This window comes from Rhodococcus sp. T2V, from assembly GCF_029269925.1.
Classification (GTDB): domain Bacteria; phylum Actinomycetota; class Actinomycetes; order Mycobacteriales; family Mycobacteriaceae; genus Rhodococcus_F; species Rhodococcus_F koreensis.
The window spans coordinates 1-25,027 of record NZ_JARJBD010000035.1 but is presented as its reverse complement, the minus strand read 5'-3'; the positions used below and the strand labels follow the sequence as shown (position 1 = coordinate 25,027).

At 69.3% G+C, this 25,027-nt stretch carries 21 protein-coding genes; 8 read left to right on the top strand and 13 right to left on the bottom strand.

Translation table 11 applies throughout. The features are described from left to right. Window positions 1-78: 78 nt before the first annotated feature. Genes P3H15_RS26740 through P3H15_RS26730 form a run of 3 tightly spaced genes read left to right on the top strand, consistent with a single transcriptional unit; the run spans window position 79 to window position 2,723 of the window. On the top strand, window positions 79-1,287 hold the full coding sequence (locus P3H15_RS26740) for a cytochrome P450 (RefSeq protein WP_276139997.1): 1,209 nt from the start codon (window positions 79-81) through the stop codon (window positions 1,285-1,287). A gap of 2 nt (window positions 1,288-1,289) precedes the next feature. After that, window positions 1,290-1,505 carry a ferredoxin gene (locus P3H15_RS26735; protein WP_087557781.1) on the top strand — a complete coding sequence of 72 codons (216 nt, stop codon included), beginning with the start codon at window positions 1,290-1,292 and terminating at the stop codon, window positions 1,503-1,505. Window positions 1,506-1,526: 21 nt separating this feature from the next. After that, on the top strand, window positions 1,527-2,723 hold the full coding sequence (locus P3H15_RS26730) for a cytochrome P450 (protein ID WP_276139996.1): 1,197 nt from the start codon (window positions 1,527-1,529) through the stop codon (window positions 2,721-2,723). Window positions 2,724-2,784: 61 nt separating this feature from the next. On the opposite strand, the gene P3H15_RS26725 is transcribed toward P3H15_RS26730, so the two are convergent. Genes P3H15_RS26725 through P3H15_RS26710 form a run of 4 tightly spaced genes read right to left on the bottom strand, consistent with a single transcriptional unit; the run spans window position 2,785 to window position 8,404 of the window. Then, window positions 2,785-3,183: a Zn-ribbon domain-containing OB-fold protein gene (locus P3H15_RS26725; protein ID WP_276139995.1), complete on the bottom strand. Its 399-nt coding sequence runs from the start codon at window positions 3,181-3,183 to the stop codon at window positions 2,785-2,787. After that, entirely contained in the window at window positions 3,180-4,331 is a 1,152-nt protein-coding gene (locus P3H15_RS26720) for a thiolase family protein (RefSeq protein ID WP_276139994.1), read from the bottom strand. Before P3H15_RS26720 ends, P3H15_RS26725 begins: the two co-directional genes overlap by 4 nt. After that, window positions 4,331-6,901, bottom strand: coding sequence for a CoA transferase (locus tag P3H15_RS26715; protein ID WP_276139993.1), 2,571 nt, complete (start codon window positions 6,899-6,901; stop codon window positions 4,331-4,333). Before P3H15_RS26715 ends, P3H15_RS26720 begins: the two co-directional genes overlap by 1 nt. A 42-nt stretch (window positions 6,902-6,943) precedes the next feature. Next, window positions 6,944-8,404 carry an NAD(P)/FAD-dependent oxidoreductase gene (locus P3H15_RS26710; protein ID WP_276140050.1) on the bottom strand — a complete coding sequence of 487 codons (1,461 nt, stop codon included), beginning with the start codon at window positions 8,402-8,404 and terminating at the stop codon, window positions 6,944-6,946. A gap of 254 nt (window positions 8,405-8,658) precedes the next feature. Here P3H15_RS26710 and P3H15_RS26705 point away from each other — a divergent pair, with 254 nt between their 5' ends. From P3H15_RS26705 to P3H15_RS26695, 3 genes are all read left to right on the top strand, one after another. Continuing rightward, window positions 8,659-10,311 (top strand): NAD(P)/FAD-dependent oxidoreductase, encoded by a 1,653-nt coding sequence (locus P3H15_RS26705; RefSeq protein ID WP_276139992.1) that lies wholly within the window; start codon window positions 8,659-8,661, stop codon window positions 10,309-10,311. Between the two features lie 96 nt (window positions 10,312-10,407). Next, window positions 10,408-11,592 (top strand): epoxide hydrolase family protein, encoded by a 1,185-nt coding sequence (locus tag P3H15_RS26700; RefSeq protein WP_276139991.1) that lies wholly within the window; start codon window positions 10,408-10,410, stop codon window positions 11,590-11,592. 20 nt (window positions 11,593-11,612) lie between these two features. After that, window positions 11,613-13,238: a GMC family oxidoreductase gene (locus P3H15_RS26695; protein ID WP_276139990.1), complete on the top strand. Its 1,626-nt coding sequence runs from the start codon at window positions 11,613-11,615 to the stop codon at window positions 13,236-13,238. A gap of 118 nt (window positions 13,239-13,356) precedes the next feature. On the opposite strand, the gene P3H15_RS26690 is transcribed toward P3H15_RS26695, so the two are convergent. The 3 genes from P3H15_RS26690 to P3H15_RS26680 form a co-directional block, all read right to left on the bottom strand. Further along, window positions 13,357-13,584, bottom strand: coding sequence for a ferredoxin (locus P3H15_RS26690; protein WP_276139989.1), 228 nt, complete (start codon window positions 13,582-13,584; stop codon window positions 13,357-13,359). 48 nt (window positions 13,585-13,632) lie between these two features. After that, window positions 13,633-14,838, bottom strand: a complete 1,206-nt coding sequence (locus P3H15_RS26685) for a cytochrome P450 (protein ID WP_276139988.1) — start codon at window positions 14,836-14,838, stop codon at window positions 13,633-13,635. Between the two features lie 84 nt (window positions 14,839-14,922). After that, a complete protein-coding gene (locus P3H15_RS26680; RefSeq protein ID WP_276139987.1) occupies window positions 14,923-15,990 on the bottom strand; it encodes an aldo/keto reductase in 1,068 nt (355 codons plus the stop codon). 62 nt (window positions 15,991-16,052) lie between these two features. Between P3H15_RS26680 and P3H15_RS26675 the strand changes: the two genes are divergently transcribed. Further along, window positions 16,053-16,616, top strand: coding sequence for a nuclear transport factor 2 family protein (locus tag P3H15_RS26675; protein WP_276139986.1), 564 nt, complete (start codon window positions 16,053-16,055; stop codon window positions 16,614-16,616). Window positions 16,617-16,694: 78 nt separating this feature from the next. Here P3H15_RS26675 and P3H15_RS26670 read toward each other — a convergent pair whose 3' ends face one another. The 3 genes from P3H15_RS26670 to P3H15_RS26660 form a co-directional block, all read right to left on the bottom strand. Then, window positions 16,695-18,419: an amidohydrolase family protein gene (locus tag P3H15_RS26670; RefSeq protein ID WP_276139985.1), complete on the bottom strand. Its 1,725-nt coding sequence runs from the start codon at window positions 18,417-18,419 to the stop codon at window positions 16,695-16,697. Between the two features lie 101 nt (window positions 18,420-18,520). Next, on the bottom strand, window positions 18,521-18,991 hold the full coding sequence (locus tag P3H15_RS26665) for a MarR family winged helix-turn-helix transcriptional regulator (protein WP_276139984.1): 471 nt from the start codon (window positions 18,989-18,991) through the stop codon (window positions 18,521-18,523). A 48-nt stretch (window positions 18,992-19,039) separates the two neighbouring features. After that, window positions 19,040-20,497, bottom strand: a complete 1,458-nt coding sequence (locus P3H15_RS26660) for an aldehyde dehydrogenase (RefSeq protein ID WP_276139983.1) — start codon at window positions 20,495-20,497, stop codon at window positions 19,040-19,042. A 70-nt stretch (window positions 20,498-20,567) separates the two neighbouring features. Here P3H15_RS26660 and P3H15_RS26655 point away from each other — a divergent pair, with 70 nt between their 5' ends. Next, on the top strand, window positions 20,568-22,877 hold the full coding sequence (locus tag P3H15_RS26655; protein ID WP_276139982.1) for a CoA transferase: 2,310 nt from the start codon (window positions 20,568-20,570) through the stop codon (window positions 22,875-22,877). 34 nt (window positions 22,878-22,911) lie between these two features. On the opposite strand, the gene P3H15_RS26650 is transcribed toward P3H15_RS26655, so the two are convergent. The 3 genes from P3H15_RS26650 to P3H15_RS26640 are packed head-to-tail and all read right to left on the bottom strand — an operon-like array spanning window position 22,912 to window position 24,968. Beyond that, entirely contained in the window at window positions 22,912-23,322 is a 411-nt protein-coding gene (locus P3H15_RS26650) for a MaoC/PaaZ C-terminal domain-containing protein (protein WP_276139981.1), read from the bottom strand. A 15-nt stretch (window positions 23,323-23,337) separates the two neighbouring features. Next, window positions 23,338-23,832: a MaoC family dehydratase N-terminal domain-containing protein gene (locus tag P3H15_RS26645; RefSeq protein WP_276139980.1), complete on the bottom strand. Its 495-nt coding sequence runs from the start codon at window positions 23,830-23,832 to the stop codon at window positions 23,338-23,340. After that, window positions 23,829-24,968: an NAD-dependent epimerase/dehydratase family protein gene (locus P3H15_RS26640; protein ID WP_276139979.1), complete on the bottom strand. Its 1,140-nt coding sequence runs from the start codon at window positions 24,966-24,968 to the stop codon at window positions 23,829-23,831. The genes P3H15_RS26645 and P3H15_RS26640 overlap by 4 nt, the downstream gene beginning before the upstream one ends. Between the last annotated feature and the right edge of the window lie 59 nt (window positions 24,969-25,027).

Sequence of the window (25,027 nt, the reverse complement as noted above, 5' to 3'; positions counted from 1 at the left end):
GTTGACAAGATTTTCCACTGATGCCACAGTTGTGTTGAAACATTGTAGTGACTTGACCCGGAGTGCCCGAGGAGACCGATGACCGCCCCCACCGACGCCGTCCTGACCGACTTCGACCACCACTCACCACACTTCGCCGAACACCCGTTCCAGGTGCTCGAGGAGCTGCGCAACGAGGCCCCGATCGCCTGGTCGACCGCACACGGCGGCTTCTGGGTGGTCACCGACCACGAGCACGTCGTCGACGGGCTCGCCGACTACGCGACGTTCTCCTCCTCGTCCGGGCCGGCGATCCCCGACAACCCCTTCGGCACCCGTCACATCCCGGTCGCCATGGACCCGCCCGTGCACAGCGTGTACCGCAAGGTGCTCAACGACTGGTACAGCAAGGCGAACATCACCGCCCGCACCCCGCAGATCGAGGAGATGGTGCGCGGCATCGTGTCCGACCTGGCCGAGCGCGGAAGCTGGGACTTCGTCGCGGACCTCGCCAACGTCTCACCGGGCGCCGTCACGCTGGGCATCCTCGGCTGGAACACCGAACGGCGGCTGGAGCTGCTCGACGTGATGACCCAGGCGCTGCGCAACCAGGCCAGCACCGATCCCGACGTCATCGAGCAGAACGCCGCAGGCAACCGCTGGATCCGGGAGCAGATCCTCGCCGAGGCCGACGACCGCCGTGCCACGCCGCGCGACGACCTCATGACGGTGCTCGCCACCCAGTCGATCGCCGACGGCCGGCCGCTCACCGACGAGGAGCTGTGCGACTGCGTCGTTCTGCTCCTGCTCGCCGGCTTCCACACGACCAGCGGCGCCTTCACTGCGCTGATGACCCACCTGGAGCGCCACCCCGACGACAAGGTCCGACTGCAGCAGGACCGCGACCTGATCCCGAACGCGATCGAGGAGATCATCCGGATCTACTCTCCCGCCACCGCACACGCACGCAAGGTCACCGCCGACACCGAATTCGGCGGCGTCCGGATGCGCGAGGGCGACTGGACGCTCTTCGTGAACATGGCGGCCAATCACGACCCGGCCGCTTTCTCCGACCCGGAGGCAGTCGACCTCGACCGCAACCGTGCGAAGAGCGTCGCGTTCGGCTGGGGCGTGCACCGCTGCCTCGGCCTGCACCTGGCCAGGCTCATCCTGCGGGTGGAGGTGGAGGCCGTCTTCGACCTCCTGCCCGGCTACCGGATCGACCTGGAGAACTCGGTGCTCTCCCATCACATGGGTCAGGGCTACTTCTACCTGTCCGTGCCCGCCGATCTGCCGCAGGAGGCGTGAGCATGCGGATCAGCATCGACCGGGAGCTGTGCGAGGGGAACGCCGTGTGCGAGGCGCTCGCTCCGCTGACCTTCGACCTCGACGAGAACGACCAGGCCCGGGTGCTCGCCGACGCCCTCCGACCCGACGGCGAGGTGTCCGAGGACCACCGCGCGCTCGTCGAGCGCGCGGTCGACGGCTGTCCGCGCCTGGCCATCAGCGTCACCGACCAGCCCTGACCACTACCTCCGGGAGCCGCGATGTCCGACCTGACCGTCACCGACTTCTCACACCACTCGGCGGAGTTCGCGTTGCGTCCGTTCGAGACACTGGCGGATATGCGCGCCGAGGCGCCGGTCGCCTGGTCGACCGCCCACGACGGATTCTGGGTGGTCACCGACCACCAGCACATCATCGACGGACTGGCCGACTACGGCCGGTTTTCCTCGAGCTTCGGTCCCGCCATCCCGGCCAACCCGTTCGGCACCCGCCACATCCCGGTGGGCGTCGATCCGCCGCTGCACTCGACGTACCGGCGGGTGTTGAACACGTGGTTCAGCAAGGCAGAGGTGGCCCGGCGCGAGCCCGAGATCGCGACCCTGGTCACCGAGATCGTCACCGGCCTCGCGGACCGCGGCAGCTGGGACTTCGTCTCCGACCTTGCGGACGTCTCCCCCGGCGCCGTCACGCTCGGCATCCTCGGCTGGGACAGGTCCCGGCGCGAGGAGCTGCTCGACGTAATGGCACGCGGTCTGCGCAACCAGGCGAGCACCGATCCCTCGATCATCGAGCAGAACGCCGCGGGCAACCGCTGGATCCGCGAGCAGATCCTCCTCGAGGCCGAGGACCGGCGGACGCATCCTCGTGCGGACCTGATGACAGTGCTCGCCACCGAGCCGATCGTGGACGGCGAGCCGATGAACGACGAGGAGGTGTGCGACACCGTCGTCTTCCTCCTGCTCGCCGGCTTCCACACCACCAGCGGCGCGCTCACCGCACTACTCGTGCAGATGGCGCGGGAGCCCGAACTCCACGAGCGCCTCGATGCCGACCGGGACCTGATCCCGGCCGCCATCGACGAGGTGATCCGCATCTACACGCCCGTCACCGCCGTGGCCCGACGGGTCACCGAGGACACCCACCTCGGCGAGGTCAGCATGCGGACCGGCGACTGGGCGCTGTTCGTCAACATGGCGGCCAACCACGACCCCGCCGCCTTCCCGGACCCGGAGCGGATCGACCTGGATCGCGATCGATCCAAGAGCGTCGCATTCGGCTGGGGCGTGCACCGCTGCATGGGCCTGCACCTGGCGCGATCGGTCCTCCGCCTGGAGGTGGAGGCCGTCCTCGACCTGCTGCCGGGCCACCGGATCGACCTCGATCGCACGGTGCGCTCGGACCACGTGGGCGTGGGCTTCTTCTACCAGGCGGTGCCCGCGATTCTGCCCGGTCGCTGACCGGCCTACTCTCGACTCCCGGGCGTCGCCGAGGAAGAGCACCACCTCGGCGACGTCGGCCTCAGGCCGGCCCGAAAACCGGCACGCGCTGGTGCTCGCCGACCGTTTCGAAGCGCGCGACGACCGCAGCGCCCATCGGGTCGGCGCCGTCGTCGAAGCCGGTCAGGGTGGTCAGCAGCCGCACCCCGCACTCGAGTTCGACCAGGGCCACGTCGTACGGGACCCGCTCGCGCAGGTAACCGGCATAGGCCCGGTGATAGACGGCGTAGCTCCACACCGTGCCTCGCGGAGCCACCTCCTCCCACGTATACCCGCGGTCCATGCACTCAGGGCAGACGCCGGCGGCAGGCCAGCGCACGAATGCGCAGCTATCGCACCGCTGGAAGACCAGCCTGCCCTCCGCGGCCGCGTCCCAGAACCGGGAGTCGTCCTGGGTCTCCGGGGTCTCATATCCGCTCACGACGCCTCCGTCGACAAGATTGTGCTGGCTGCCTTCATGAATCCGAACGTCGAGCAGTACTGCGCCGTGCGCAGGCCCTCGATCTGTCGCTCCCCCGCCTCGCCGCGCAGCTGTCTGACCGCCTCGCACAGGTGCAGGAAGCCCCACATGTACGCCTCGGAGAGCTGCCCACCGTTGGTGTTGAGCGGAAGCCGCCCACCATGGCCGACGGCACCCGACCGGAACGCCTCACCGACACCGCCCGGCTCGACGAAGCCGTAGTACTCGAGCATCTGGAGAACCCAGATGCTCGTGGGGTCCTGGATGTAGAGGGCGTCCACCGCCTCCCGCTCGATGCCGGCGGCCGGATAGATCCGCTCGGCCACCTGCTGGATCCAGGGCCGCAGCCACTGGTCGGCGTTCTGCCGGTCGCGCAGACCGGTCTGCTGGGCGATGCCCATCACGTGCACCGGCTTGTCGGTCAGCTCCGCCGCCCGATCGGCCCGAGCCACGATCAGGCAGGCCGCGCCGTCCGAGATCATGCACAGGTCCGGGCGACGCAACGGGGCCACCAGGTACGGCGCCGCCAGGTAGTCCTCGACCGACGTCGGCTCCCGGAAGATCGCCAACGGGTTGTCCACCGCATACCGGCGCTGGGAGACCGAGATCTCGGCCAGATCCGCCTCGGTGGTGCCGTAGAGGTGCTGGTGCCTGCGGAACGCCATCGCCGCCGGCCCGGCGACGTTCAGGAAGCCGTAGACCGACGCCTCGTCCTGGCGCCCCAGGGGATGACCGAACTTGTTCCCTGCGCTGCGCTGGTTGGTCCCGTAGACGATCGCGACCACGCTCGCCAGACCCGCGTCGATCGCCGCGCAGGCCAGGTGCAGAGAGAAGTTGCAGGTGCCGTAGTCGAGGGTGGCGCTGTAGGCCGGGTTGAGGCCCGCCAGCCGGCCGATCTCGGTGTCGATCCCGAACCCGCCGAAGGACTTGCAGGTGATCAGCCCGTCGATCTCCGACTTGTCGATGCCCGCCTCCGCCAGGGTGATCCGCAGACCCTCGACCGCCAGCTCGTCGGCGGAGATGCCCGGGATCGTGCCCTGGGCGGTGTTGCCGGCGGCGACGATCGCGGTCCGCCCGCGGATCGCGCCGCCGAGCTGTGCTGCCGCCATCAGATCGCGTCCTCCGCCGCCAGCTCGTCGACCTCGTCGCGGCTCAGCCCGAGCAGTTCCTCGTAGACGTCGTAGTTGTGCTCGCCGTACGTCGGGGCGCCTCGGCCGACCTGGCCGCCTGCGTGCTGCGGGGTGTCGCTCATCTTCACCGAGGGAGCCGCCACCGGCCAGTGGCCGAAGTTGGTGGCGTCGAGCTCGGTCAGCCACTCCATCGCCGCCAGCTGCGGGTCGTTCTCCACCCGATCCTGCGCGGTCTGGGCGACACCGGCGGGTACGCCGACCGCCTGGAGCCGCTGCATCAGCTCGAACGGCTCCTGCTCCGACGTCCATCCCTGGATCAGCGCGTCGAGCGCCTCGCGGTTGCGGTGCCGGTCCTCGGCGGTCGCGAACTCCGCCTGCGAAAGCCACTCGACATGGCATGCCTCCTTGGCAAGGGCGATCCAGTCGCCCTCGCTCTGGCACGTGATGGCGATCCAGCGGTCGTCCCCCCGGGTGCGGTACAGCCCCTCGGGCGCGGCGGTCGCGTACGGCGAGCGGTTGCCCGCCCGCTCCCAGACCCGCCCGTTGATCTGGTAGTCCAGGGCCGGAACGCCGGTCATGAAGATGCCCACCTCACTCTGCGAGGCGTCGATCGCCTGTCCCTGCCCGGTCACGTCGTGGTGGTACACGGCGCTCAGGAGGGCCAGCGCGAAGCTGTAGGCGCCGTACCAGTCCAGGTAGGAGTAGCCCCAGCCGGCCGGCGGGAACGGGTCGCCGAGGCCGCTCATCTCCGAGGTGCCGGCGAACGCCTGTGCCACCGGACCGATGGTGCGGAACCGGCCGTAGATGCCCTTCGTGCCCATGCCCGACTGCTTGGCATAGATGATGTCGGACTTGATCTTGCGCAGCTCGTCGTAGCCCAGTCCCCAGCTCTCCATCACGCCCGGCGAGAAGCCCTCGGCGACGATGGTGCTCTCCGCGACCATCCGGCGGGCCAGCTCGAGGCCCTTGGGGTGCTTCACGTTGAGCGAGATGCCGCGCTTGCCAGGGTTCTTGTTGTTGTACTGCGCGCCGACCGGGCCGCCGAGGTCGGCAGGCCACTGCGAGGGCACCGGGCCGGTCGCCCGCTCGCGCGCCGCGCGTCCGCCGACCGGGTTGCCACCGCGGCGCGGGTCGAGGTTCTTGTGCCACTCGACCTTGATCACGTCGGCGCCCAGGGAAGCCAGGAACCGGGTGGCGCCTGCCGAGGCGAGCATCCAGGTGAAGTCGAGAATGCGTACCCCCTGGAGCGCCCACGGCTTGCCATGGGTGGAGAGCCGCTCGGGCAGGAGGAGCGGCACCCGCTCGATCGGCCGGGGTGTCAGGCTCAACCGCAGGTCGCGGTGCTCGTCCAGCTTGGGGGCAGGGGTGGGCGTGACCCAGCCGTTCTCGGTCGAGATCCACTTGCTCAGCGGGTATCGCAGCGAGCGACCCAACTCCGGGTGCTCGATGTCACCGTAGGTGCCACGTTCGAGCCAATGCTCGTCGTACGCCGACTCGTGGGGCTTACGCACCGGCACCCACATGAGGCCGGCTTCCTGGGCCTCGCGCCACGGTACGTCGTCGAAGAGGTAGCGGCGCACGGTGTGCTCGACCGCGTCCATGTTGCGAGCGGCGCCGCCCTCCATGCCCGGCAGCACGCGGGAGTCCTTGGTCTTCTCGTCGCTGCCGTCGCTGATCTCGTCGCCGATCCCGTAGCTGTCCAGGAACGGGCCGAGCAGCTTGGCGTTGCGCGTGGAGGCCAGGATCCAGCGGCCGTCCTTGGTCTGGAAGATCGAGCGGTGGATGGAGACCCCGGGCGCGGAGTGTCGACAGGTCTGGCGGTGGAACGGCGTGCGCAGGCAGACCCACGACATCAGGTCGCCCTCGGTGTTCTTCGCCATCGCCTCGTGCACCGCGCAGGAGAGGTGCTGCCCCTGGCCGGTGCGACGCCGGCTGATCAGCGCGGCGACGACGGTGAAGGCGAGTTGCTCGCCGGCAACGGCGTAGGAGTGGTCCAGTTGAGGTGCCACCGGCGGCAGGTCGTACTTCCCCGACGGGTCCGGGTCGTAGCCGTTGTTCATCACCTGGCCACCGAGGGCGAGGTGGACCAGGTCGCTGGCCTTCCAGTCCTTGCGCGGCCCCTCCTCGCCGAAGGGGGTGATCCGCGCGACCACGAGGGCGGGGTCCCGGTCGCGCAACGTGGCGCTGCCGAGGTCCCGCTCCTCGAGGTAGCCCAGCGGCGTCGCGTCGAGCAGCACGTCGGCGGCGCCGACCAGCTCGACGAACCCGGCTCGGCCCTCGGGCGTCTCGAGGTCGAGTACGACGGAGCGCTTGCCGCGGTTGTAGGTCCAGAAGTGCAGCGAGCGCTCGGGGTCCGGCACGTCGTCGACGAACGGACCCATCCGGCGGCTCTCGGCACCCTCGGGGGGCTCGACCTTGATCACCTCGGCGCCGAGGCCGGCCAGCACCATGCCGCAGTACTCGCCGATCCGGTCGCCGACCTCGACGATGCGTATGCCTGCGAGTGCACCCGGCTTGGCCTGGTCTTCGGTTGTCTGGGATGTAGTCATCGGGGTTCTCCAGTCATTTCGTCAGGACGCGATCCAGTGCCGTCAGGCTCGGACGGGCGCCGCAAGCTCGCGACGCGCCGGGAACCGCTCGAAGTCGGCGATGTCGGCGGCGGCGTACTGATCGGCGTGCTGCTGGCGGGTGAAGGGCCAGATGATGGCGACCCCGCCCTTGTCGGTGTACCAGTTGTCACACAGCGAATAGGTGGTGCCCGGAAGCGCCGACCGAACGGTGTCGCAGAAGGCCGCGGTCGACTCCGCGGAAGGCGCCAGCGCCCGCCCCTCGCGCTGCATGGTGGCCAGCAGCTGCATCAGGAAACCGACCTCGTCACGCAGGCAGGTCGGGATGGCCACCGAGTTGACCGGGGCGAACGGGCCGTTGAGCAGGAAGAAGTTGGGCATGCCCGGCAGGCCGATGCCGCGGTAGCTGTAGACGCCGTCGGCCCACATCTTCTCGATGGTCAGGCCACCGGGTCCGACGACCTCCATCGGCCGCATGTAGGCGTGGGTGTCGAAGCCGGTCGCGTAGACGATCACGTCGAGCTCGTGCAGTGTGCCGTCGGGGTCCACGATGCCGTTCGGCTCGACCCGCTGTACGCCGCCGAAGACCGGTGTGACGTTGGGCCGCTGGACGACCTGGTAGTAGTCGGGCGACTTCGGGATCCGCTTGCAGCCCGGGGGGTCCTTCGGCGTGAGCTTCTCCCGCAGGACAGGGTCCGGGACGGCCTCGGCCAGCTCGTCGTAGAAGCGCTGGGTCTGGACCGTCCGCTCGTCGCCGGGGATCAGCCGCCAGGTCTCCGAGCCCTCGGTGGCCACGCGCAGCGTGGCGACCCGTCGGTCCCAGTAGCCGGCCAGCGCGGGCACCCGCAGCAGTACCCGCTCCAGCGGCGAGATCTTCTTGTTCTGCCGGATCTGGATCCATTGCGGCGTTCGGATGAAGTGCTTGACGTCGTGGCCCTGCTTGCCCAGCTCGCTGACGATCTGGATGCCACTGGAGCCGGTGCCCACGACGCCGATCCGCTTGCCGGTCAGGTCGACGCCGTGGTCCCACTCGGAGGAGTGCCAACTGTGGCCCTCGAACGTGTCGGTGCCCGGGAAGGTCGGTCGCTTGGGCACGTGCAGGAACCCGGTCGCGGCGACGACGACGTCGAAGACCTCGGTGCTGCCGTCGGGCAGGGTCAGCGTCCAGGCGTCGTCCTCCCACTCGGCCTGCCGCACCTCGGTGTTGAATCGCACGTGTCGGACGACGTCCCTCTCCCGCGCGAAGTCGGTCAGGTAGCGGCGGATCTCCGTGCCCGGCGCATACCGCTTCGACCAGTAGTTCTTCCGCGCGAACGGGAACTCGTAGGAGCGGGTGATCACGTCGACGTGCAGACCCGGGTAGGTGTTGTCGTACCAGGTGCCACCGACGCCGGCCCGCTTCTCGAAGATCTGATACTCGATCCCGGCCTCGGCAAGGTGATGCGCGAGGAACAGCCCCGACATACCTGCACCAATGATGCCCACTCTCACAGGACTGACCTCCCAGCTGCAACATAACTCGTTAGTACCATTACTATAACATGCTTGGAGGATAGGCTCGGACCGGCCCACAGGAGCTTCGGCCTTGTGCCGCAATCCGAGACGTCAACCACCTACTATTATGTTTACACTCATCCGACTGTGGTGTTTTGGACGAGATACCGGATAGCATCAGGGTTGGACTACCACGACTGGCCGCGCACTACCGGCCGTCGGCACCGACTTCTATTGGAGGAACCATGACCGAGATCGCGACCAGGCCCGACGTGTCAGGAGGTCAGCCGGACGAGGCGGGAGTGCGCTCCTACGACGTCGTCATCGTCGGTGCCGGCCTGACCGGGATGTACCAGCTGAAGCTGGCACGCGAGCTCGGTCGGTCGGTTCGGGTCATCGAGGCCGGCTCCGGGGTCGGCGGCACCTGGTACTGGAACGCCTATCCCGGCGCCCGGCTCGACTCGGAGTCGCATTCCTACCAGTACTCCTTCGACGAGGAGCTGCTCGAGGAGTGGCGCTGGAAGGAGATGTTCGCCGGCCAGCCCGAACTCGAGTCCTACTACAACCACGTCGCGGACAAACTCGACCTGCGTCGCGACATCGACTTCGACACCCGGATCGAGAGCATGGTCTTCGACGAGGAGACCAACTGCTGGACGCTGAACTCGACGACAGGCGAGGTGTACCGCGCCCGCTTCGTGATCATGGCGACCGGCATCCTCTCCGACCCGAACTTCCCGCGCATCCCCGGCCTGGATCGGTTCGAGGGCGAGTGGTACCACACCTCGCTGTGGCCCAAGGACGAGGAGATCGGCTTCGAGGGCAAGCGGATCGCGGTGATCGGCACCGGCGCCACCGGCGTCCAGGTGATCCCCGAGGTCGCCAAGACCGCCGGCCACCTGACGGTCTTCCAGCGCACCGCCAACTGGGCCGTCCCGCTGCGTAACCGACCGCTCTCCGACGACGACATGGCCACGATCCGCGCCGGCTACCAGGACATGTTCCCGTACCTGCGGCAGACCTTCAGCGGCTTCCTGCACAGCTGGGACCCGGTGAAGTCCACCGAGGTCGCGCCCGAGGTGCGAGACGCCCGCTACGAGGAGGCGTTCAACTCACCGGGCTTCACCAAGTGGATCGGGCTCTACAACGACCTGGCCTACGACGCCGAGGCGAACAAGATCTATTGCGAGTTCCTCGCCGAGAAGATCCGCGAGCGTGTCAACGACCCCGAGATCGCCGAGAAACTGATCCCGAACGACCACTACTTCGGCACCAAGCGGGTGCCCTGCGAGACCAACTACTACGAGACCTACAACAAGGACAACGTCGACCTGGTCCTGCTGAAGGAGAACCCGATCACGGAGATCACCGAGAAGGGCGTCCTCACCGAGCAGGGCGAGATCGAGGTGGACACGATCATTTTCGCCACCGGCTTCGACGCCTTCACCGGTGCGCTGAACAAGATCGACATCCGCGGCATCGGCGGGCAGACGATGCGCGACAAGTGGAAGGACGGCCCGCACACGTACATGGGCATGCAGGTCGCCGGCTTCCCGAACCTCTTCATCGAGGGTGGTCCGCACGGCAAGGGCGGCCACGGCAACGGCCCACGCTGCTCCGAGCCCGTGGTGGAGTGGGTCACCAAGGTCGTCGACGACTTCTTCACGAAGGGCTGGCAGCGGATCGACGCCGACCCCGAGGCCGAGGCCGTCTGGACGAAGCAGGTCGCCGACACCGCCGCCGGCACCCTGCAGGCCACTGCGAAGTCGATCTTCTTCGGCGACAACATTCCCGGGAAGCCCCGCGTCTACGTCGCCTACATCGGATCGCTGCCGGAGTTCGTCCAGAACCTCGAGAACGCCCGCGACGACAACTACCGCGGGTTCCTCGTCCACTGAGACCGGCCCCTCGACGGCGGGTCACGGGCCGTGATGTTGCCCCGGTCCGTGACCCGCACCCCACCATCTCCACCGTCCCAGCTGCCCAGGAGCACCATGACCTCGCCCGTTCCCTTCCGAGTCGACGTGTCCGACGAGGATCTCGCCGACCTCGACCGCCGGCTGGCGGCGACCCGGTTCGCGCCCGACATCGGTAACGGCGACGGCCGCTACGGGGTCTCCACCGAACGGCTGCAGGGCCTGGTCGAGTACTGGCGCACCGGCTACGACTGGCGGGCCCAGGAGAGCGCCCTCAACCAGCTGCCCATGTTCCGCGTGGACATCGACGGCCAGCCGATCCACTACGTGCACGTCCGCGGCATCGGCCCCGACCCGACGCCGCTCTTGCTCACCCACGGCTTCCCGTGGACGTTCTGGGACTTCCACCGGATGATCGGCCCGCTCACCGACCCGGCATCCTTCGGCGGGGATCCGGCCGACGCGTTCGACGTGGTGATCCCCTCGCTGCCGGGCTTCGCGTTCTCCTCGCCGCTGAGCCGCGCGGGCGTCAACTTCGTCACCACCGCCGACCTGTGGGTGCGGCTGATGCGCGACGTCCTCGGCTACAAGAGGTTCGCTGCGCACGGGGGTGACTGGGGCGCCCAGGTCACCGCTCAGCTCGGCCACAAGTACGTCGACCATGTGCTCGGCATCCACCTCACCAGCCTGATCTCGTTCCCCGCCGGCTGGAACTCCGATCGGCCGTGGAACCTGCTGCAGAAGGCCGCGGACGCGGCCGCCCCGGAGAACCGCGCCGCGGTGGTGGCGTGGGAGAAGCGCCGGGTCGGCCACCTCGTGCCGCAGATCGTGCATCCGCAGACCATCGCGCACGGGATGAACGACTCCCCCGCAGGCCTGCTCGCCTGGCTCACCGAACGCAGGCTCGCCTGGATGGACCCGGCACAGCCGCTCGAGGACGTCTTCCCCCCGGACTTCCTGATCACCTCGACGATGCTCTATTGGATCACCCAGAGCTACCCCAGCGCGGCGCGGTTCTACTACGAGGCGGCCACCCATCCGTGGCAGCCGGACCATGACCGCACGCCGGCAATCCAGGCCCCGGCCGGTCTGTCGATCTTCCGCGACGACAACCCACCGGGGGCCTCGTTCGACTGGCTGCCCGCCATGTACGCCGAGATCGCCCACCAGCGGGTGCACGAGGTCGGCGGCCACTTCGGCGCGATGGAGCGACCTGACGACGTGGTGACCGACATCCGCGCCACCTTCCGCAACCTGCGCTGAGAGCGCCGAAAGGACACCGCATGCCCCGCCCACCGAAGTCCACGAGCTTCGACTACATCATCGTCGGCGCCGGCGCGGCCGGTTGCCTCCTGGCCAGCCGGCTCACCGAGGACCCGCGCAACGCCGTCCTGCTCATCGAGGCGGGCGGCGGCGACGCGAATCTGATCCACCTGGTGCCGAAGGGTTTCTACTTCACCCTCACCAACCGCAAGTACTCCAAGACGTTCGCAACGGTGCAGTTCCCCGACGGCCACGTGGAGCACCTGCCGCGCGGCCGGGTGATCGGCGGCTCGACGACCATCAACGGCATGGTCTGGAACCGCGGCTGGGCCGACTCCTACGACGCCTGGGAGAAGGCCGGGAACACCGGCTGGAACTGGCAGCGGTTCCTCGACGCGTTCCGCAAGATGGAGCGCCACGAGTTGGGGCCGAGCGCCACCCGCGGCGGTGGGGGCGCGGTCGACATCGAGATTGCCGGTCCCCGCGAGGCCACCTGCGACGCACTGATCGCATCCTTCGCGCAGAACGGGGTGCCGTTCGAGGAGGACATGAACGGCAGCGGCGGCGAGCGCACGTCCTACGTCGCCTCCAACACCCGCAAGGGCACCCGGATGAGCGCGGCGCGCGCCTACCTTCGCCCGGCCCGGCGCCGCAAGAACCTGACCGTCGTCACCCATACGGAGGCCGAGCAGCTGGTGCTGGACGGCACCCGCGTCACCGGCGTCTCCTGCCGGCGCAAGGACAGCAGTTTGGTCACCTACACCGCGCGCCGCGAGGTGCTGGTCGCCGGCGGCGCCTTCGACTCCCCGCTGCTGCTGGAGCGCTCCGGTATCGGCAACCCGGAGATCCTGGCGAAGGCCGGCGTGAAGTGCCGCGTGGCCAGCCCCAAGGTCGGGGAGAACTTCAAGGAGCACCGCGGCATCCTTCTGCAGTACCGGCTCGCCGGTGTCAAGGGCTACAACACCGAGGCCTCCTCCACCCCCCGCTATCTGTGGTCCGGCTTCAAGTACCTGCTCACCCGTCGCGGCATGATCGCGCACGGCGGCTACGCACTGAGCGCGATCTACAAGTCGGACCCGGCCTCGGAGTACCCCGACACGCAGTGCTTCTTCACCCCGATCTCCACCTCGGATGTCAATCCGATGACCGGCCGGATGGTGGTCGACACGTTCCCCGGCGCCAAGTACGTCGCGCTCCCGATGTACCCGACCAGTCAAGGCTCGCTGCACATCACCGGCCCCGGGCTGGACTCCGTACCGCGGCTCGAGCCCAACTTCCTCAGCACCGAAGAGGACAGGCGGATGCTGGTCAAGGCGCTGCGCAAGGCGCGCGAGATCACCGCGACCGCGCCGTTCGCCAAGTACGTCGTCGAGGAGCTCCAGCCCGGACCGCAGATCGCCGAGGACGACGAGATCATCCAGTACGGCATCAACCAGGGCAACGCCGGCGCACACGGCCTGGGCACCTGCGCGATGGGCCCCGACGAGGACGACGTGGTCGACGCCTCGCTGCGGGTCCGGGGCACGCAGGGACTGCGGGTGATCGACGCGTCGGTCTTCCCGGATCAGCCGTCGGGCAACAACAATGCGCCCACGATGGCGCTGGCGTGGATCGCCGCCGACATCATCCTGGCCGAGCGGCGCTGACGGCGACGCGAACCGAACGAGAGGAGCCCGGGCCATCGGCCCGGGCTCCTCTCGTTCATGCGGTCCGGTTCGTACCGTCCGGCTCGCCGGGAGTCCTTCCGGACTCCCGGCGAAAGCCTCAGGACACGTCGAGTCTGATCGCGCCCTCCGGGCAGGCGGCCGCGACATCCTCGGCCGCGCTGCGCTCGTCGAGGCCGATCGCGACGTCCTTGACCTGCCCGTAGCCGATGTCGTCGGTGTCGAACCAGGTGGGCGCAAGTGTGTAGCAGCGGCCGTGGCCGACGCACAGGTCGGTGTCGATGCGCAGTCGCAGGCGCTGCTTCTCGTCGGTGGTGCTCTCGGTCATCGTGATTCCCTTTCGTGAGTTCGGGTATCGGGGTCGGGTGCGCCCGCCTCAGCGGGACGCGACCTCGAACTCGAGGGGCAGGTGGTGGAGCTGCTGCATGAAGCTGCCGTACCGGTAGTTCTCGACGAAGTCGTCGGGAATCCGGTACTCGCCGATCCGCTCGTGCCAGATCTCGAGCCCGATGCGCATCTCCAGACGGGCGACGTGGGAGCCCGGGCAGCGGTGCACGCCGAGGCCGAAGGCCGAGTGTGGAACGCCGGTTCGAGTCAGCTGCACGTCGGGGGCCAGCTGTCGGTCCGCGCCGCAGCGGGCAATGAAGATCCGGTCACCTGCCTTGACCGGGAACCCGTTGATCTCGGCATCCTGCTTGGCCACCCGGCCCGCCGAGCCGCCCGTGTTGTAGAAGCGCATCAGCTCCTCGATCGCCCCCGGGATGCGTGTCGGGTCGTCGATGAGGAACTGCCGATCCGCCCGGTTCCTGGCGAGGTGCCACATGATGAAGCCGAGCTGGCTGGACGTGGTCTCCTGGCCGGCGATGAACGCGAGCTTCGCCATCCCGACGAGCAGGTCCTCGGGAATCTCCTCGTCGTCGACGCGCATGTTCACGAATGCGGTGGCCAGGTCACCCGGCTGCGGGTTGGTGCGCCGGTCGTGCATCGCGCCGCGCACGATCGTGTCGATCTGCGACTCGATGTCGTCTCGCTCCTCCTGGGTGGGAAACTCGAAGGTGGCGCGCTCGGCGAGGTGGAACATCCGGTCGACGTCCTCGGTGCCGATGCCCAGCCACTCGAGGAAGAAGAGAGCCGGCAGCTTGGCGGCGAAGTCCTTGGCGTAGTCGCAGCTGCCCTTGGCCACGATCGCGTCGATCAGCTCGTGGCAGATCTCGCTGATACGTGGCTCGAGGTGTGCCACGGCCTTCGGCCCGAACAGCGGTGCGAGCGCCCTGCGGTACTTGGTGTGCTCCGGCGGGTCCATGGTGATCGGCGGGACGTCGAGGATGACTTCCTGCTTGGTGTAGACGATCGAGCTCGGCAGGTTCGACCAGGTGTGCGGGTCCTGCAGCACGTGCTTGACCGTGTCGTAGTCGGCGGCAACCAGATAGCCGCGGTTGACCGGGCTGTAGAACAGGCCGCCGACCTTGGTCGCCTCATCCCAGACGGCGAAGGGGTCGATGCCCAGTCGCTCGTCGGTCTCCAGGTCGAGGCGATGGATCGGCAGACCGTTGGTTTCCGCTCGCTCCAGCATCGATGTCATGTCAAACCTTCTCCGTATTATGTTTATTTTTCTATAACATAATTGATAGTAAGCAAGAACACAATTGCAGCGAGGGTGGCACCGTCACCGGGCGATCCGGTCGTACATGCCTGCGGAGCGGTACGAGCGAGCCATCGGGCTGGCCAGGTAGTGATGCGGATAGGCCAGCGGTACGGCGCTCGCCTCGTCGAGCCGCGCCACCTGCTCCGGAGTCAGCGCCAGCTGCAGACAGCCGAGGTTGTCGCGCAGCTGGCCCGCACTGGTGGCACCCACGATCGGCACCACGTGGACTTCCCGGTGACGCAGCCACGCCAGCGCGAGCTGGGCCGGGGTCACGCCGAGCTCGGCGGCCATTGCGGTGAGAGTCTCGACGACCGGCCCCGCAGCACTGCCATGGGGGTCGGCCCACGCCATCGCCGGAGAGCCCCACACCTCGCTGGACAGCCTCGAGTCCTGTCCGCCTCCGCCGGCGTATTTTCCGGTGAGGAGACCATTCTTCAGCGGTGACCAGGCCAGCACGCTGAGCCCGAGATCGGCCGCCATCGGCATGTACTCGGCCTCGGCACTGCGGCCGAGCAGGCTGTACTCGATCTGCAGGCCGACGTACCGAGTCCAGCCACGCAGCTCGGCCAGGGTGTTGGCGCGGGCGATCACCCAGGCCGGGGTGTTGGAGACACCGAGGTAGAGGACCTTGCCCGCACGCACCAGGTCGTCGAGACCGCGCATCACCTCCTCGACCGGCGTGAGCAGATCCCAGGAGTGGACGACGTACAGGTCGAGATGGTCGGTGCCCAGTCGGCGCAGGGATTCCTCCACCGACGTGACCATGTTCTTGCGCTGGTTGCCGCCGGCGTTGGGGTCGCCGTTGCCGGGCGCGGCGTTGGTGTACTTCGAGGCGATCACCACCTCGTCGCGGTGACCCGCGACCAGCTCGCCGACGATCCGTTCGCTCGCGCCGGCGGCGTACTGGTTGGCGGTGTCGAGATAGTTGCCGCCCGCCTCGCGGTACAGCTCGTAGAGCTCGCGAGCCGTCTGCTCCTCGACCCCCCAGCCGGTGGTGGCCCCGAAGGTCATCGTGCCGAGGGCCAGATCGGAGACCCGCAGGCCGCTGCGGCCCAGGAGACGGTAGTTCATCACAGGAAAGTCGCTCATCCGGCCACGATAGCGGCCGGAAGCCATTGTATGACAACTTCAACATCATTAACGTCATCGATATGACCACGACCGACACACGCCACCGAGCGCCCGACCCCCGCCGCCTGCAGGACCTGCTCGACCGCCAGGAGATCCACGATGCGCTGCTGCGCTACACCCGCGGCGTCGACCGGCTCGACGAGGACCTGCTGCGTTCCGCGTACCACCCCGGCGCGATCGACGACCACGGCATCTTCCGCGGCACCGTCGAGGAGTTCATCCCCTGGGCGTTCGCCGGCCACCGGGCGAGCCATCACGGCGAGCAGCACTACATCACCAACCACACCTGCGAGATCGACGGCGACGTCGCCCACACCGAGACCTACTTCGTGATGGTCGGGCAGAACCGGTCGGGCACGCCCGTCACGCTGCACGGTGGGCGCTACGTCGACCGGTTCGAACGCCGCGACGGCGAGTGGCGCATCGCCCACCGCATCTCGATGGTCGAGTGGACCGGCGGCGTCACGACCCCCGACCTGCCGCCGGTCGACCGCAGGCGGAACGGCACTGTCGCGCGCGACCGCAGCGACACCTCCTACGACCGCCCGCTTCTCACCGACGAGCGCGGCACGCTCGCGCCGTGAGCACGGCCGTTTCGCCGGGCCGTCGACGCCATCGACATCCTGATGGGCAGACCCCAGGGCCGGCCCGGCGAAGCGCCGTCAGCGACCGGAACGGACGAGCTGTCCCGGTCGGGCCCCGGTGTCCTCGCCGTTGCGGTAGACGGTCTGGCCGGCGACGATCGTGTGCTCGTAGCCGATTGCCTTCTGCATCAGCCGCTTTCCGCCGGTGGGCAGGTCGTGGGCGATGTACGGCGAGCCGAAGGTGAGCCGGCCGAGGTCGATCACGTTGAGGTCGGCCCGCAGTCCCTCGCGGATCCGGCCGCGGTCGGCCAGGCCCATCACGTCCGCGGTGTCGGAGGCCATCCGGCGGATCGCCTCCGGCAGCGCCATGACCCCGCGCTCCTTGACCCAGTAGGTCAGCATCCAGGTCTGGAAGCCCGCATCGAGGATGAAGCCGACATGCGCGCCACCGTCGCCCAAGCCCATGATCGAGTTGGGGTCCTCCAGCATCTCCTGGCAGACCCGCAGGTCGCCGCTGGCGTAGTTGGCGAACGGGACGTGGATGAAGCCCATCCCCTCGTCTTCGAGGAGGACGTCATAGACCACCTCCTGCACCGGACGCCCCTCGCGGTCGGCGATCGCCTGCAGCGAGTTGGCGACGTCGGGGGTGTAGTTCGGCGGGTTCTCGAAGCGGTACATCCGGCTGTAGGAAAGGAACTCCAGTAGCGGCCAGGCGCTTTCGGCGTACGGATCCTCCGAGAGGATCCGGCGGCGCACCTCGGGATCGCGCATTCGCGCCACCCGTTCGACGAGCGGAAGATCGGCAATCGCGCGGTAGCTCGGCGTGGCCGAGAACGGGTTCTGGCTTCCCTCCAGCCCCATCAGCAGGCCGACCGCTCGCGGCGCGACGACCGGGCGCAGGTCGACGCCGTCGTCCTTCGCCGCCCCGGAGTACGCGAGCAGGTCACGCCACAGGTCCTGGTTCGCATCCGCCGTCTGACCGCTCTGCACCAGGCTGTAGACGCCCGGCAGCCCCGACTTCTTCAGCGCGCGGCGGACCATCTCGAACTCGCCGATCACGTCGGGGTCCTGCACCTCGGCGACGAACTCGAACAGACCCCGGCCGGCGTCGGCCATGCCCATGGCCAGGCCGACGATCTCACGTTCGCGGGCGAGGAGCGTCGGGGTGTAGTCCCCGGCGACGCTCTTGTGCGCCGTCGACCGGCTGGTCGACACGCCCCACGCGCCGGCGCGGATCGCGTCGGCGACGATGACGCGCATCTGCTCGACGTCCTCGGGCAGCGCCGGCAGCAGCTTGAACGCCCGCTCCCCCATCACATGGACTCGAACCGGCGCGTGCGGCACCAGTGCGCAGATGTCGATGTCGCGCGGGGTGCGCTCCAGGACGTCGAGGTACTCCGCGAATGTCTCCCACGTCCAGGTCAGGCCCTGGTGCATCACGGGTGCCGGGATGTCCTCGACGCCCTCCATCAGCTCGATCAGCCCGTCGCGGTGCTCCGGCTTGCACGGAGCGAAGCCGACGCCGCAGTTGCCCATCACCACTGTCGTCACGCCGTGGTGCGACGAGGGGGCGGTGGCGTCGTCCCAGACCGCCTGCCCGTCGTAGTGGGTGTGGATGTCGACGAAGCCCGGCGTCACGATCCGGCCGGCCGCGTCGATCTCCTCGGCACCACGTCCGGCGACCTCGCCGACGACGACGATGACACCGTCCTTGACCGCGATGTCGGCGATCACTCCCTCGGCGCCGGTGCCGTCGTGCACCTCACCACCGCGGATCACGAGGTCGTACTCAACTGTGCTCATCACTTCTCCCCTGCCGTTCTCTTATGGAGCAATGATGAAACCATAGATGCATGTATGCTGCATGTAAATAATGTGCAACATGATAGCGTGGGGTGGATCGGTCAGAGCGGCGGCTCGACGGCCTCGTAGCGAGCCACGAACCGCTCGAGCAGCCGGGCCAGGTCATGCAGGTCCGCGGCCGGCCAGTCGGCGGTGATCTCCTCGATCAGCGCCATCCGGTTCGCGGTGGCCGTGCTCAGCGCGCCCCGTCCGGACTCGGTGAGCCGGAGCACGACACGACGCAGATCGTCGGCGTCGGGGGCCCGGACCACCAGGTCGCGCTCGACGGCGGCGTTGACCGCACGGCTGGCGGTCGACTGCTCGATCTCGAGATCATCGGCCACATCGCTGATGGAAGGTAGCTTTCCGCGCTGCTCGCGCAGCTCGACAGCGCGCAGCACGCGCAGCGCCTCGGTCCCCGGGATGTGTGAGACGCCCTCGAGGATGCGCCGGCGGTACGACGGTCGGCGCACCGAACGGACGAGCCGCAGCAGCAGCTCGTCCACGCTGGTCAGGTCCTGGTCACGAGACATGGCGCATGGATAGCACACCGCTGCGCGGTGTCCCTGCGGAACCGGTGCTCACCGGGTCGAGACGACGGTGGTCTTCAGCTGGGTGTAGTGCAGCAGCGACTCGAAGCCCTTCTCGCGCCCCAGCCCGCTCGCCTTGTAGCCGCCGAACGGCGTCTCGATCCCGGTGCGACCGCCGTTGACGATCACCTGGCCGGCCTCGAGCCGCGAGGCCACCCGCAGGGCGCGGGCGGAGTCACCGGTCCAGACGCCGGCCACCAGGCCGTACTCGGAGTCGTTGGCCAGCTCGATCGCCTCCCCCTCGGTCGCGAAGCGACTCACGGCGAGGACCGGACCGAAGACCTCCTCCTGGAAGATCCGCATCTCGGGCGTGACGTCGGCGTACACCGTCGGCTCCACGTAGCGTCCCGCCGCGAGCGCGCCGCCCGCGGCGTGCCCCCCGGTCACCAGACGGGCGCCGTCCTGCGCGGCGACGTCGAAATACTCGATCACCTTCTCGAACTGAGCCTCCGTGGTCATCGGCGCCAGCCGCTCCCCCGGGACCCTGGCCCGCATCTGTGCCGCCACGCGCTCGAGCAGCGCATCGTGGATCTCGTCCTGAACCAGCAGCCTGCTCAGCGCCGCGCACTGCTGACCCGCGCCGGTGCAGATGGTCAGCGCGCTGTCGACCACCCGATCCAGGTCGGCGTCCGAGAAGACCACGTTAGCGGACTTGCCGCCCAGCTCCAGGATCGTCGGGATCAGCCGTCGGGCAGCGCTTTCGGCCACCCGCCTGCCGGTGACGACCGAGCCGGTGAACGCGACCAGTCGCACCGACGGGTGCTCGACCAGGGTGCCGCCGACCTCCGGCCCCGCACCCAGCACCACGTTGACCACGCCGGCCGGGACGCCCACCTCCTCGCAGAGCTGCGCCAGCATCACCGTGGTGCCGGAAGTGAACTCCGAGGGCTTGATCACCACGGTGTTGCCGGCGGCCAGTGCGGCCGCCAGACCGCGGGCCGCCTGGGTCAGCGGCCCGTTCCACGGGGTGATCACCGCGACCACGCCGTACGGCTCGCGGCTGGTGAACGCGTGATCGCCGGCGCCGAGGTTGATCGTCTCCCCGAACAGTGCCCGGACCACGCCGCCGTAGTACTCGAAGTAGTCGGCGGCGACCTGGAGGCCGCCGCGCATCTCGGCGACGAGCTTGCCCGTCTCCTCGACCTCGACGTCGACGAACTCCTGGGCCCGCTCGCGCAGCGCACGCGCGACCGCCGCCAGCAGCCGGCCACGCTCGACCGGTGCTCGGTCCGCCCACGCGCGGGCGGCACGACGTGCGGCGTCCGCTGCCAGGTCGACGTGGTCGCGGCTCCCGAGAGCGATCCGGGCGATCGGGCTGCGGTCGAAGGGGCCGGAGACGGTCAGCGCCTCCTGATCTCCTCGCGGAACGCTCTTGCCGTCGATCCAGTGGTTCAGCTCGCGGACCATGTGCGCCTCCTGGGACGTGTCGGGGTTCTTCGATTCAACCATGTCTTGAACACAACTGTTTAACCGCTTCCATCACTAGTGATGTAGATTGCACATAGTTAGCAGAACTATTATGAAGATCGAGAGGCTGACCGTGGACGACACGACCCAGATGACCTCGGAGCGTCCGGCACTGGACGGCGTGCGGGTGCTCGACGCGAGCCGGGGCGTGGCGGGCCCGCTGGCCGGGATGGCGCTCGGCGACTACGGCGCCGAGGTCATCCGGCTCGACGATCCCTCGGACGCGGACCTGCCCGGGGCCGTGGCCTGGCATCGCAACAAGACGATCGTGCCGCGTGAGCGCGGCTCGGCCCTGGTTGCGGACGCCGACCTGGTGCTCACCACCGATGCGCGCACGGCGGCCGCGCTGGGCCTCGGCCTGGACGACGAGCCTCCGGCCGGCCTGGTCCACCTGCACCTGCCGTTGTGGCACGACGAGCAGGACGGGCTCGACCCCTACACCCGCGACCGGATGGTCTCCGCCGACTTCGGCGCAGCGCGGCGGCAGACCTCGTTCGGCGGCGGGCCGGTCGACGAGGTCTACCCTTTCCTGTCGTCCATGCAGGGCGCCTGGGGCGCCACCTGTGGCATCGCCGCGCTAGTCGAGAAGATCCGCACCGGCCGCGGTCAGCGGGTGGTGGTCGACCCGCTGCACGGCTCGATGGTCACCACGATCACCACCATGCTGGTCAGCCCGACCGAGCCGCTCCCGGCGACCACCGTCGGCCCCGGCGGCCCCAACCCGACGTTCGGGACATACCGCTGCGCCGACGGCGAGTGGCTGTTTCTGGGCGCGCTGGGTTCGAAGTTCCAGGACATCGCGTTCGAGCACCTCGGCACCACCGACATCGTCGTCGACCCGCGCATCGACGGTGTGCGCGAGCGGCTCTACGCACCCGGCAACAGGGACTGGGTGCGCGCGCGACTGGCCGAGGCGTTCTCGCGCCGTACCCGCGCCGTGTGGCTCGAGGAGCTCACCGCCGCCGGGTGCCCGGTCAGCCTCGTGGGCGACCGCGACGACTGGCTCGACCATCCGCAGGTCGCCGCGCTGGGCCAGCGCGTCGAGCTCGAGGACCCGCTCGTCGGCGACGCTGTGACCGGCGGGGTCGGCGCCGAACTGTCCCGCGGTGGCCTTCGCGAGCACCGGGCGCGGATCTTCGCCGACGACGCCGATTGGGCCGAGCCGCGCGCCGGCCTCCCCTCGCCGCTGGACGCGCCGCCCACCGGAACCGGTCCCCTGGCCGGCATCAAGGTCGCCGATCTCGGCACGGTGCTGGCCGGACCGTACGCCGGAATGCTGCTCGCCGCGCTCGGCGCGGACGTGGCGAAGGTGGAGACGGTGACCGGAGACGAGCTGCGGGTGCGTGGCTACGGCATCGCCCGTGGCCAGCGCGGGCTCGGCATCAACCTGCGCGATCCGCAGGGGTACGACGCCTTCCTGCGGCTCGTGACGGCGAGCGACGTCGTGCTCGACAACTACCGACCGGGCGTCCTCGAGCGCCTGCACATCGACCACGCGACGCTCGCCGAGTGCCGACCCGACATCGTCACCACCTCGATCACCGGGTACGGCGCCGACGGTCCGCTCGGCAGCCGGCCCGGCTACGACCCGGTGGTCCAGGCGCTGACCGGGATCATGAAGGCCCAGGGTGGCAGCGCCGAGCCGGTCTTCTCCACGCTGGCGATCAACGACGTGACGGTCGCGTGCCTGGCCGCGCTCGGCACCTGCGCGGCGCTCTATCAGCGTGCCGCAGGCCGCGGCGGTCAGCACGTCACCTCTTCGCTGGCCGTCGCCGCGACGTTCATGCAGAGCGGTGAGCTGGTCCGCTACGCCGGCCGGCCTGCCGCCGAGACCGGTGGCCGGGACTTTCCCGGGCCCGGGCCGCTGTCCCGGTTCTACCCGTGCGCGGACGGCTGGGTCAGGGTGCACCTGCACTCGACGGCGCAGGCGGTCGACGCAGGGCTGCTGCCGGAGGTCTCCCGCGCCGAGGTGGGTGCGGATGCGCTCGCCGAGCTCATCGGGACGGCGATCAGCGCGCTTACCTCGGCCGAAACAGTGGCAGCCGTGACCAGGGCCGGCGGCGCCGCGGTCCGCGCACGCGACTTCCGCGAGGTGGTCGACGACCCCGAGCTGCTGGCCGACGGCCACGTCACGGAGCTGGTCTGGCCGGACGGCAACTCGACCTTCCTTCCCCACCGCCTGGTCACCTTCAGCGGCCATGCGCCGTACCCGGTCATGCGGGCGACCGGCCACGGCGAGTTCAGTCGCGAACTGCTCGGCGAGGCGGGACTGTCGGGTGCGGAGATCGAGGAGCTGATCGGCGCCGGCGTGGTCGTCGTGGGCGAGCCGATGCACTCGGTCGCGGGTGTGGGCTACCGCTGATCCGCGGGCGCTGACGCGCGACCGTCGCGGCGCCTCAGGGCACCGCGACGGTCGCCGTACCGGGCGCGAGTACGGTGCCCGCCTCGTCCTCGATCCACAGCGCGAGGTCGACCAGACGGTCTCCCGCCTCCTCGCGCACCTCGGTGACGCGGGCCTTGACGTCGAAGAGCGCGCCGCGCAGCGTCGGGCCGCGGAACTGCAGGGCCAGTGCGACCACCCGAGCCCCGGGCAGCCACTCGCGCAGCATCCGGTGAGCGTAGGACCAGTGCAGCCTGCCCATCGCGATGGCACCGGGGTAGCCGGCTCTGCGACCCTCGTCGTCGTCCATGTGGATCGGCACGAACTCGTCGTTGACGGCCGCGAAGCGGTTCCACTCCGGGTATCCGGTGCGGCGCGCACCGGCGGCGATCACGTCGCCGACCCGCACCTCTACTCTCGCGCTCATCGTGGCTCCTCCGGATCAGTAGCGAATCGAGGTGTCGTGGCCGAGCTTGACGCGAGCGCCGTCCTGGTTGGTCCACTCCACCTCGATGACCGTGACCAGCATCGGCCCCATCCGCCCGGTCTTCTCGCGGTAGGAGTGCAGACGGGTCTCGGAGCGGATCACGTCGCCCGGACGTACCGGGGCGCCGTAGACGACCTCGCTGCCTCCGTTGATCTGGTGTCGCAGTCCAGGGCCGGCGATGCCGATCGCCTTCTCCAGCCGGTCGGTGTCGCGCAGCAACGGCGCCACCGCGGGCACCATCCGGTCGGCCACGACCCAGGCGAAGGGATTGAACTCCTCGGGCGCCACGAGCAGTCCGCCGCCGGGGGCGACGAAACGCGCCGGCGGCGGATCCGGGTAGTAGACGGCGATCGCCCACCGCCGGATGTCGGAGGCGGCGACGGGGAACGACACCCGCCAATCGGCCACAGCCCCCAGCGAGGCTCGCATCTGCTCGCTGACCAGGCTCATCGGTCGCGGTGGTCGCGCTGCCCGGCGACCTTGGGGTGGGCATACGGGTGCACGACCCTCGCGGCCGGCGGCTGCTCGGCGCGCAGGGCCGCCGTCGCGCGACGGTACGCCTCGACGAGTCGGTCCTCCTCCGCGTAGTCGAAGCGATCGGCCAGCGCATCGGCAGCCCCTTCGACCGGCGGATGCTCGACGTACCAGCGCACCGTCTCGGCCAACGCCACCACGGCCGGCGTCGGCTCGACGTAGCCCAGCAGGTCGGCGGCCTTGTGGACGTCGACCAGCAGATGATCGTCGTGGGAGAGCGGGTAGAGACCACGGCCGGGGCCTGCCAGGTCGAAGGGCAGCGAGACCGGGCGCAGCGCGCCTCCGGCCGCCGCCGCGCAGACCTCGACCCACTGACGCATCGAGAGTTGGTCGCGGTCGCCGATGTTGAAGATTTCACCGGCTGCGGCGTCGGGCCGGTCGACGGCCGCGAGTAGGTACGCAGCGGCGTTCACCGCCGCGCAGCGCATCGTGACGGTAAGTCCGTTGTCGGCCACAATGATTCGGTCGCGCCCGTCGAGGACCCGCCGGACCACCGACCACTCCCGCGGGTAGACCTGGCGCGGTCCGTAGATCGAGGGATAGCGGAAGATCGAGGCGGAGAAGGCGGCCTGTTCGTGCAGCTCGAGCACATGGTGCTCCGCCGCGCGGATCTTTCGGGAGAACGCCTCGCCGCCGCCCTCCGCCGCCACGTCCTCGGGCCGCGTCGCCCGTCCGATGTCGGCGGCGTCCTCCCGGGCCTGGACCGGCATTCCGTGCGGCGCGAGGCGGCCCGGCTCGTGGTAGCCGGCGTAGGCGGGCAGCCCACTGACGGCGACCAGGGAGCCGCAGCGCCCCGCGACGGCGTCGGCCACCACCCGGAGCCGGCCGTACGCGGCGACCACGACGTCGTACGAGCGCCCGGCGAGCGCCTCGTCCAGCGATTCACGGAAGTGCGGGTCGGCGTGAATGTGCTCGAACCTGTTCAGCTCCGGCAACTCGTGCGTGCCGCGGTGCAACAGGGTGACCGCGTAGCCGCGCTTGGCGAGCCCGGCGGCCACGTGCGGGCCGGTCGGGCCGCTGCCGCCGACCAACAGCGCTCGGAGTTGACTCACGCGTCGATCCTTATCTGTGATGCGGACCCCCGTAAAGGTGGGATCCGTTGGTCATTTGG